Origin of the sequence: Mycobacterium sp. (assembly GCF_036488105.1) — a bacterium.
GTDB lineage: Bacteria > Actinomycetota > Actinomycetes > Mycobacteriales > Mycobacteriaceae > Mycobacterium.
The window spans coordinates 1-9,967 of record NZ_DASXHW010000195.1 but is presented as its reverse complement, the minus strand read 5'-3'; the positions used below and the strand labels follow the sequence as shown (position 1 = coordinate 9,967).

General features: G+C 66.8%; 11 protein-coding genes. All 11 read left to right on the top strand.

Annotation, left to right across the window (positions count from 1 at the left end; genetic code table 11):
- The first annotated feature begins 237 nt into the window (after positions 1 to 237).
- Positions 238 to 459 (top strand): MerR family transcriptional regulator, encoded by a 222-nt coding sequence (locus tag VGH54_RS10680; protein WP_331511947.1) that lies wholly within the window; start codon positions 238 to 240, stop codon positions 457 to 459.
- Positions 460 to 1,215: 756 nt separating this feature from the next.
- The gene (locus tag VGH54_RS10675) at positions 1,216 to 1,845 is read left to right on the top strand and encodes a P27 family phage terminase small subunit (protein ID WP_331511946.1); all 630 of its coding nucleotides are present in this window, start codon (positions 1,216 to 1,218) and stop codon (positions 1,843 to 1,845) included.
- A complete protein-coding gene (locus tag VGH54_RS10670) occupies positions 1,736 to 3,412 on the top strand; it encodes a terminase large subunit domain-containing protein (protein WP_331511945.1) in 1,677 nt (558 codons plus the stop codon). The genes VGH54_RS10675 and VGH54_RS10670 overlap by 110 nt, the downstream gene beginning before the upstream one ends.
- 13 nt (positions 3,413 to 3,425) lie before the next feature.
- Complete coding sequence (locus VGH54_RS10665) at positions 3,426 to 4,976, top strand: hypothetical protein (protein WP_331511944.1); 1,551 nt, start codon at positions 3,426 to 3,428, stop codon at positions 4,974 to 4,976.
- 2 nt (positions 4,977 to 4,978) lie between these two features.
- Complete coding sequence (locus VGH54_RS10660) at positions 4,979 to 5,242, top strand: hypothetical protein (RefSeq protein ID WP_331511943.1); 264 nt, start codon at positions 4,979 to 4,981, stop codon at positions 5,240 to 5,242.
- On the top strand, positions 5,242 to 7,872 hold the full coding sequence (locus VGH54_RS10655) for a hypothetical protein (RefSeq protein WP_331511942.1): 2,631 nt from the start codon (positions 5,242 to 5,244) through the stop codon (positions 7,870 to 7,872). The genes VGH54_RS10660 and VGH54_RS10655 overlap by 1 nt, the downstream gene beginning before the upstream one ends.
- Positions 7,873 to 7,935: 63 nt before the next feature.
- Complete coding sequence (locus VGH54_RS10650; protein WP_331511941.1) at positions 7,936 to 8,349, top strand: hypothetical protein; 414 nt, start codon at positions 7,936 to 7,938, stop codon at positions 8,347 to 8,349.
- Positions 8,350 to 8,351: 2 nt separating this feature from the next.
- Entirely contained in the window at positions 8,352 to 8,627 is a 276-nt protein-coding gene (locus tag VGH54_RS10645; RefSeq protein ID WP_331511940.1) for a hypothetical protein, read from the top strand.
- A gap of 125 nt (positions 8,628 to 8,752) precedes the next feature.
- Positions 8,753 to 8,995 (top strand): hypothetical protein, encoded by a 243-nt coding sequence (locus VGH54_RS10640; protein WP_331511939.1) that lies wholly within the window; start codon positions 8,753 to 8,755, stop codon positions 8,993 to 8,995.
- A gap of 3 nt (positions 8,996 to 8,998) precedes the next feature.
- Complete coding sequence (locus tag VGH54_RS10635) at positions 8,999 to 9,421, top strand: hypothetical protein (RefSeq protein WP_331511938.1); 423 nt, start codon at positions 8,999 to 9,001, stop codon at positions 9,419 to 9,421.
- 21 nt (positions 9,422 to 9,442) lie between these two features.
- On the top strand, positions 9,443 to 9,967 hold a 525-nt coding region (locus VGH54_RS10630), incomplete at its 3' end, for a hypothetical protein (protein ID WP_331511937.1).

Below are 9,967 nucleotides of genomic sequence, written 5' to 3'. Positions count from 1 at the left end.
TTAGCGGATGCCGTTACCTGGGCGATGGCCTTCGATGCGGTCCCGGGTCTCATTGCCGCAGGTGTTGCATGTCCAGATCCGGCCGCTCACGCCGCCGGTGGATGAGTTGGTGAACGATCCGCGCGGCCGCCAGTCAGCGCCACACTTCGGGCACGCGAGTGGTGTGATCTCGGCCCATGTTCCGTCTGGTTGTTGTCGTAGCTTTGCCATGATGGTCAGAGTAGATCGGCTGTGACGATGGCGTTGGGTCGTGTGTTGCTGGATGCGCCGGCGATCGAGGCTGTCACCGGTGTGCCGGCTGGCACCATCCGCAACTGGGCATCGGACGGGGTGCTGACCCGGCACGGTCCTGATCAGCGTGGCCGGGTGCTGTATGACCTCGATGACGTGGTTCGGTTGGGCTTGGCTTCGACACGCCAGCGGCACAACTGGCCACGGTTGAGGGAATGCGGCGTGTAATCTACAGCCGAACGCAGTACCACACGTATGCCCAGGGGACCGACGAGCTTCAATCTCGCCGGTCCTTCGTCATGTGTTGACCCGCATACCGGCCTTGGTCTGCTGATGTGCGTGGCCTGGTGTCGTCAATCCCCGCAACGTGGCGGGCAAGGCTGATGCAAGCGCGCTCACACCTTTCGGTGCGCGGTCCAAGGCAGCGACCTGCGACGCCAGGCCACATCGTCCGGCCACCTCGTGTCCGCTGGACGGACTGATGGCGTCCGCTGTCTGCGATCGCGCGACAGGATGTCTAGCTCGGAGCGACACTCGACGAGAGGCAGCTCGATGCTGCGTCCATGTCTTGGTATGCCAGGGAATCCGTGCAACGCATTGGGTCATGGCCCGCGTTGTGCAGAGCACACACGCCAATGGGTTGCGTTGCGCAACAGCGACAGGCCATACGCACGGGCACAGCGTGCGGCTGAGCCACGGTGTGCGGTGTGCGGTAGCACTGATGACCTGACTGCCGACCACGTCGTAGCGCTGGCAAATGGTGGTAGGCATACCGGCCCCCGTCAGACCCTGTGCCGGCGCCACAACCGGGCGAAGGGAACGCGGACGCGCATCGATGGCGTCTGAAATCAAAATACGTTCCAAACCGGACATGTTATGAAGGCTTAGCCCCAAACCTTGCAGATGAACAAAACTCGGGCTAGATCACCACTTTTCAGATCACCAGCTTGGGGCGCCGATGATCACTGTTGATCAAGGAATCTGATGGGGCGCCCGACCAAGCCGCTCGAGCAGAAACGCCGGCACGCTCGCTCGGCCACGCGAGACATCGCCGGCCGCAAGCTGCCCGACGCGAGCACCGTTACGCAGATGCCCGGGGTGGCCGAGATCCCGCCGGTACCTGTTCGGCTGCGGACGACCGACGGCGCGGACAACTGCTATGTCGCCCGGGCGCGTGATCCGGCCAGGCCGTGCGAGGTCTGCCTGGCCGAGGTCGGCGCCGAGGCATGGACCCGGCTCTGGTCGGCCGGCAAGTCGTGGTTGTCAGTGCGCACCGACCTGGACGTGCTGACCCGGATCTGCCTCGGTCGCATCGACGAGCTGCACCTGCGACTCGTGCTCGAGGAAGACGGGCCGTTCACCAAAGGTCAGCGCGGCGGCCTGGTCGCGCATCCAGCGTTCAGCCAGCTGCGCGGCGTTCTCGCTGAGGTCGTGAAGCTCGAGTCGCTGTGCGGATTCAACCCGTCCGACCGTGGCCGTCTAGGAGTCGCGGAGGTGAAGCCGGGTGACGGCGAGGTCGACATCGTTGCGCGAAGGACTGCCCCGCGGCGCGCCGCCAAGGTTCCCGACCGAGCTACCGCGCGGAAACGCGCTGTGGGATCCGGCCAAGACTAAGTGGACCGACGCCAACACTGACGGCCTTCGCACCTGCGAGTTCATCGGCTCGACGATGCGGTTGACCAAGGGTGTTGCGCGAGGGCAGCTGGTGCAGCTGCGGCACTGGCAGGGCGACCTGATCAGCGACGCTCTTCGGCTGAACAACCGTGGCGTGCGGATGTACACGACGTACGAGATCTTCATCAGCCGGAAGAACTCGAAGTCGTTGCTCGGTGGCGGCTTCGCCCTGGACGGCATGTTCGACGAGCCTGGCGCCGAGGTGTACTCGTGCGCCGGCTCCCGCGAGCAGGCATCGCTGGTGTTCGCCGAGGTCGTCGCCGCGGTCGAGCTCTCCCCCGTGCTGTCCAAGCACCTGAAGATCTATCGGTCCTCGAAGGTCATCGAGTACGCGGCGACCGGCTCGGTCTACAGGGTGTTGTCGAGAGAGTCGCGGCTCCAGGAAGGGCTCAACCCGTCGCGGGTGATCTTCGACGAGCTGCACACCCAGATCGACGACGATCTGTGGAACGTCATGAACCAGGGCTCGGACACCCGCGACCAGCCGCTGACCATCGTGATCACCACCAAGGGCGTCACGAACTACAGCGACGGCACGCCCACCATCTGCTTCCGCGAGTACCAGCGAGCCAAGAAGGTCATGTCCGGCGAGGAGAAGGATCTGCGGTTCGGAGCGCGGATCTATGAGACCGAGCTCAAGAAGGGCGACAACTACCTCGACCCGAAGCACTGGCCGGACTCCAATCCCGCCCTCGGCGACTTCCTGCACCTGGACAACATGGCCGACCGGGCCAAGCGGCTACCCGAGGCGGACTTCAAAGCCAAGCGCCTGAACATCTGGGTGCAGACCGTCACCTCATGGCTGCCCGATGGCCGATGGGAAAAGCTCGCGGCGCCGCGGCGCAAGCCCATTCCCGGCGAGCGGGCGGTCGTGCAGTTCGACGGCTCGTTCAGCAACGACTCGACCGCCATCACCGCGTGGCTGCTCGGCGGCGCCAAACCTCATCTGACCCTGCTGGGTTTGTGGGAGCGGCCCGAGAAGACAACCGACTGGCACGTCCCGGTCGGTGAGGTGAAGTCGATCCTGCCGGCGCTCTACCGACAGGCCGAGGTCAAGCCGGGCGGCAAGGTCGACGGCCGGTTCCTCAAGCTGCGGTGGGATCTCGACGTCGACTGCATCGTCTTCGACCCGGCGCGCTGGCTCGATGTGTTCCGCGAGCTCGACGAGCAAGGCATACCGGTAGTGGAGTACCCGAACACCGCGACCCGCATGGTGCCCGCCACCGCGCTGTTCTTCGACGCCGTGATCGGTGAGGACTTCACTCACGACGGCAATCCCGCGCTGGCCCGTCACGCGGCCAACGCCACGACGAAGCTCACCAGCGCCGGCGTGATGTTGGACAAGAAGAACGCCCGCTCCCACATCGACGCGATCGTCTCCGCAGTGTTCGGCTACGACATCGCCACCCAGCGCGTCGTCCCGACTGTCGCGGCCGCCGGCGCTTCGGCCGCGGTGACGTCCGAGGCCGGCAACCCGTTCCGCGGCAACGGCCGACTCAACATCTAAGGGGGGTACAGCGATGGGGTGGATCAAGGACTTGTTCGGGCGACCCGAACCGGCTGCCACCCGATCGACGGAAGCCTCTCTCGACCAGCTGGTCACCAGCGGCGCGGCCGGCGGCCAGTTCGCGGTCGACCCGATCGACGGCGACGTCGGCTTCCGACAGATCGGAGCCGGCTCGCGGGAGACGCCGCAGTGGACTCTGGAAAAGCAGCGGGCCTACTCCGTCGCCGCTTACCGGCTCAACCCGATGGCCCGGGCGATCATCGACACCTACACCTCGTTCGTGGTCGGCGATTCCGGGCTGACGATCCAGTGCGGCAACGCCGACGTGATGCGCGTCGTGCAGAAGTTCTGGAACGACCCGCGCAACAACCTCAACGGCATCCAGGAGCTGCTGCTCCGCGACCACATGCTGATGGGCGAAACGGCGCTCGAGATGATGGTCGGCCCGCTCACCGGCGTCACCCGCTTCTCACCGATCGCCACGACCCGGGTGGTCTCCGTCGGCCTGCAGGACGGCAACCCACTGTGGCCGTCCAAGCTGGTCATCTCCACACCGGCCGCCGATGACCGGACCCTGGACGTGGCCTGCATCGACGACATGACCGAGCTGCGCGGCGGCAACGTGCAGTGGTGGCCGTCGTGGAAGACCACGCTCGAGGACCGCCGCGGGCAGCCGTTCCTCGGTCCGATCCTGGACTGGCTCGACGACTACGACGACGTGCTGTCCAACCTGATCGACCGGACCGCCCTGGCCCGCTACCTCACGTGGGACGTGACCCTCGAGGGCGCCACCCAGACCGAGATCGACGCGTGGGTGAAATCCCGCGGCGGCACACACATCCCGCGTTCGGGCACGATCGAGGCGCACAACGAAAAGGTCATCTGGAAGCCGCAGTCCGCGCAGTCCGGTGCGCAAGAGGACTCCGGCGCTGCCAAGGACATCCTGACCTCGATCGCCTCCGGCGCTGGCCTGGCCAAGCACTGGCTGGCCGACCCCGACAACGCCAACCGCGCGACGTCGCTGTCGATGGCCGAGCCGGTGCTGCGTCGAGTCAGCGGCGTGCAGAACGTGTGGCTCGCCTACCAGACCGAGCTCGCCCGCTACGCCGTCGACCAGGCCGTCCGCGCCGGTCGGCTACCGGCCATGGTGGAAGCCACCGATGCCAAGTCCGGTCCCGCCGGCGACGACAAGGTCACGCCTTCGGAGACGGTGAAGATCACCGGACCGGAGATCGCCGTCGCCGAGGCATCGGCCACGGCGACGACGTTGCTGAAGTTGGCGCAGGGCATCGACGTGATGCTGGCCAACGGCACGCTCTCGGTCCCTGCGGGCAAGATCCTCGCGCAGAAAGCGTGGGAGCAGTACGCCGGCGTCCCGTACACCTCCGAGCTCGACGGCCCGGACGTCAACGTCGACGACATCACTCAGGCAGTCGATGACGCCCAGCAGGCCGCCGCCGACTCAGCCAAGGCCAGGGTCGCGAACGGCACCGCGACCGTCCGGAAATTGATCGTGAGCTCGCCCTACGCCGATCCCGCCAACACCGACCAGCAAGGAGCTTGACCATGACACGCACCCCCAAGTCGGCTGCCTCGAGCGACGCCGACGCCGCTGCGGCCGCGACCGCGGCCGCTGATGACAACGCCAGCACCGATATCGCCGAGGCTGCAAAGGTCCTCGGCTGCTACGAGTCCGAGGTGACCTCGGTCGAGGACACCGAGGCGGGCACCGTCGCAACCACGTTCGACGGCCAGCGCTACCTCATCAGCGATGGTGACTTCGTGTGGCTGAAGGCGCCGTCGACCGCACCGCAGATCCTGGCTGACTGATGTCGCGCCGTCGTACCGGGCGCCTCACCGAGGGCGCGGTGGTCTCCGTGAAGGCCAAGGACTTCGTGTCCTGGTCGGCGTCGAGCGGCGTGGCCAAGGGCCGCGTCAAGTCGGTGCACAAGGGCAAGGTCCCGGCTGTGCCGGTCAAGGTCGAAGGCAACGACGTCGAGCCGGCCGCCCGCGTCGAGATGTACGCCAAGGACGGTGACGGCTGGAAGCCCACGGGTCACTACCTGGGCCTGTCCTCGGCGGAGCTGACGAAGATCGACGAGCTGCCCGCACCGCAGGCGACAACCGAGGCAGTGACAGCAGGCTCGTTCGACGAGATCCGGCGCATCGTGCAGGCGGCGATCGAGGACAAGCTCGAGCAGCAGGCCGACGCCATCGGCAACAAGCTCGACAACGACGTCTACATCTACGTGCAGGACATCGGCCCGGATTGGGCCGTCTACTGCTCCGGGATGAGCAACGACCAGTTCAAGGTCACCTACTCGATGGACGCAGCCGGGGCGGTAACCCTGGGCACACCTATCGAGGTGCAGGCCACCACGACTTACGAGCCGCTCGCAGCGGACGAGCCGGTGACCGAGTCGCGCAAGGAAGCGGACTCCATCACCGGCCACCTGATCGAGGCGAAGGGTGAGGACGCGGCGGGCGGCCGGATCTTCGGTGTCCGGATCATCGCCAACGGCGACTCGAAGAACATGCGCCGCTACCCCGCCGACGTGCTGACCGAGGCGGTCTCGCTGTACGAGGGCGCCAAGGCCTATGACCATCACCGCACCGAGGCCGAGCTCAAGACGTCCACCATCCTCGGCCTGGTCGGTTCCTACCGCGACGTCGAGGCCAAGGAGGACGGCATCTACGGCGACCTGCACCTGCTGCCGTCGGCCACTCACACGGCGGAGGCGCTGGACGCGTCTCTCGCTGCGCAGGAAGCCGGCCTCGCCGGTCTGGTCGGTATCAGCCATGACGTGATGGCCAACTACCGAACGATCGTGGACGGCGGCCGCCGGCTGTCGGAAGCAACCAAGATCCTCTCCGTGAATTCAGCGGACGTGGTAGCCGACCCGGCTGCCGGAGGCCGAGCCACTCGCATGGTGGCCGGCGGGCTAGACACTGCACAGAAGGAGAATGAGATGCCGGCAACGGTAGAAGAGCTGCTCGAGCTGCTCAAGACCGCGACCCCCGAGCAGCGCGCTGCCGTCGGTCTCGCCTCTGAAGCCCCTGCGGCCGAAGGCACCAAGGAATCCGTCAAGGTCGTCGACGACAAGGACGCACCGAAGTACGAGAGCAAGTCTCTCGTCGGCAAGATGGCCATCCGTGAGGCGGTGTCTGGCGCCGGCTTCGCGGAGACCGCCACGACCCGCGTGGTCGAGACCGTTACCGGCCTGCTGGCGGAGAACTTCACCGAGGGCGAGCTGCTCGCCCAGGTCGAGACGGTGAAGGGTCTGCTGGCCGGCTTCGAGAAGCAGGGCCTTACCCCGACGATCCAGTCGGTCGAGGTCGCCAAGGAATCGATGGACAAGAAGATCGAGGCGCTGAATGCCTCGTTCGACGGCGACTTCTCCAAGGGCTACCGGTCCCTGAAGGAGGCCTTCGTCGACATCACCGGCTACCGGCCGCGGATTCTCGACAGCGAGGACTTCAACCGCAAGGTGCTGTCCGAGTCGGTCGGCGGCGGCGAAGGTTTCGATTCGTCGCTGCGCTCCACGGAGTCGGTCGTGTCCGGCACGTGGAACACCATCCTGGGCGACTCGGTCACCCGGCGCATGGTCGCCGAGTACAACCAGCCGACGCTGGCGACCTGGCGCAACATCATCTCCTCGATGGTGCCGGTCAACGACTTCCGGACGCAGCGCATCGAGCGTCTCGGTGGCTACGGGGTGCTGCCTGGTGTGAACCAGGGCGCGCCCTACCAGCCGCTGGCCACGCCCGGCAACGAGGAGGCGACCTACGGGATCACCAAGCGTGGTGGCACCGAGGACCTGACCATCGAGACGATCGCCAACGACGACCTGCGGGCCGTGACCCGGATCCCGGTGAAGCTCGGCCTGGCGGCCGCGCAGACCCTGTTCCGGTTCGTCTGGGACATGCTGCAGTCCAACGCGGTCTGCAGCTTCGACTCGACCGCGCTGTTCGCGGCCGGGCACAACAACCTCGACGCCGGCAACACCCTCTCGCAGACCAACCTGTCGTTGGGCCGCAAGAAGATGCGCAAGCAGTCGGCGTTCGGCGACAGCACCGACCTGCTGTCGATCGTGCCGAAGTTCCTGATCGTGCCGTCCGACCTGGAGGAGCTGGCCTTCCAGCTGTGCACCTCCGCCGTCGCGATCCCCGCGACCCCGGCCGGCCCGACCAACACCCCCAACATTCACCAGGGGCTGACCCCGATCGTGGTGGATTACTTCTCCGCGCTCGCCCCGGGAACCTGGTTCCTCGCTGGGGATCCCGCGATGGTGCCCACCATCGAGCTCGGCTTCTACCAGGGCAAGCAGGACCCCGACCTGCTTGTGCAGTCCGACGTCACGGTGGGCTCGGTGTTCACCTCGGACAAGATCACCTACAAGATCCGGCACATCTACTCCGGCACGCCGCTCGACTTCCGCGGCTTCTACCGGGGCAACTGAGCCTGACGGCTCCCGGCCCCGGCGGACCGTCGGGGCTCAACCAGAACTGAACGGAGTTTTGTCATGCCAGGTTTAGCCGATACCCCCGGGGTCCTCACGATCCGGGCACTCATCCCGGCGGCGATGGCCTCAGCCGCCACCGACGACGAGACGCCGGTCGCGGTGCTGCCGACCAACGCCACGATCAAGGCAGGCCGGGTCATCCCGCTGGCCGCGGTCGTCGCGAACGTCACCAACTTCAGCATCCTGTCGGTCCGCAACCGCGGCGCTGCCGCGGCCGGCGCGGCGCTGCCGCTCGGCCGCTCCTGGGCGGCGGTCAACTCGACGGCGTTCGTGGCCGACGTCATGGCGTTGTCGGGCACCGCGGCAGACGCTGTGGCCAACGCCGGCGACGTGCTCACCGTCAGCCGGATCCACTCCGGCACCGGCGTCGTGATCCCGGCGTGCATCGTCGAGATCGACTACGTGATCCGGTAGTCGTGGCCGCACCCTCAACCCCGAAGCCGCTGGTGGCGGGGCAACTCGCCACCGGCAGCGGCTTCTACCGCGGGTTCACGGTCCGAGAGACGACCGGTGCAGCGCCGGCGGTGGTCCAGCTGTTCGACAACACCGCCGGGTCCGGGACGTTGCTGGACACGATCCAGCTGCCCCAGGGAACCGACGATCGTGGCGACTTCAGCGACGGAACCCGGTTCGTAAACGGGATCTTCGCTGTCATCATCGGCACCGTCGAAGGTTCCATCTTCCTCAGCTGATAAGGGGAATCCCATGCCGTACGGCTTTCCGCTGACCGGCGGTGGACGCCTGGAGAAGGTGCCCACCGTTGGTCGGCCCAAACGCGACCGCAAGAAGATCGCAGCTTCCCGAAAGGCGCGACGACGTGGCTGACAAGGCGAGCGTGCATGTGTTCTACCGCTGCGAGGGCTGCGGGCAGAACGACGACCACCCGAAGCTGCACTACGGGCGTCAGCAGTTCCACCACGACTGCACGCCCGCCTTCATCCTCGACGTGCTCAACGCGCAGAACCTTGCGATCGTCGAGGTCGCGAAGTCCGGGGTGCGCGGCGACAAGCTGCGCAAGCACATCACCAGCACCTACGCCGGCGCCACCCAGGAGGCCTGAGCCATGTCCGGGACTTCTGGGGCACCGTCAGCCGAGGCGAACCGCTACCTGGTCGCGAAGTACGGTGGCACCGCCTACGCCGTGACCGGCCCGATCAAGGTGCTGTTCCTGTCCGTGGTCCGCACGGCGAACAACGGCACCGACACCGAATGGTCGACGGCTGCCGGCTACACCGCGGGCACCGGCTTCTCCGGTCTGACGATGGGCGCGCCGACCAACAACGCCACCGGCGCAGTGACGGCCTCGACCAACGCCGCGCAGATCACCAACGCGCCGGCCGGGACCTGGGCCGGCTGTAAGGCGGTCGACTCCACGGGCACTCCGAAGGAACTGTCCTACGCGTCGGTCACCGGCGGCAGCAAGGCGGTCAACCTCGGCGACACCGTGGTGGTGCCGATCGGCTCCCTCACAGACCAGATGGGCTAAGCAAAAGCCGAGGGGTGCGTCGTGGCATTCCGTTCTAGCGCGATCCTGGCCTCCACGACTGCTGTAAACGGCGCAGTCCCGGTACCGACCGGCGCGGCGATCAACGACATCGCCCTCGTCGCGTACTACATGGAGAGCGCGACGACGGTCACCCCGCCGACCGGGTTCACGCTCAAGACATCGCTGGCGACCACGTCCACCACACGCGGCCGGATCGACGTGTTCTGGAAGCGGCTGACCGCGGCCGACACCGGCACGTATTCCTTCACCCACGTCTCGGCCTATCGGGGCGCAGTGTGCGTGCTGCTGTCCGGCCGGGTGACCTCGGGCGATCCGTTCGACGTCGCACCAGGCACCATCGAGGGCTCGGCCAACTCGACCACCAGCGTCAACCCTGGTTGCACGGTGGCCACCACCGGGTCCGACCTCGTCGGCTTCGCATCGAACTTCGCGGTGGGCGCCGGCACCTGGACGATGCCTGCGGGAATGACCAGCAGGCAGAGCGGCAACACCGTCGAGACCTGTTGCGCCACCGTTGACGCGGCC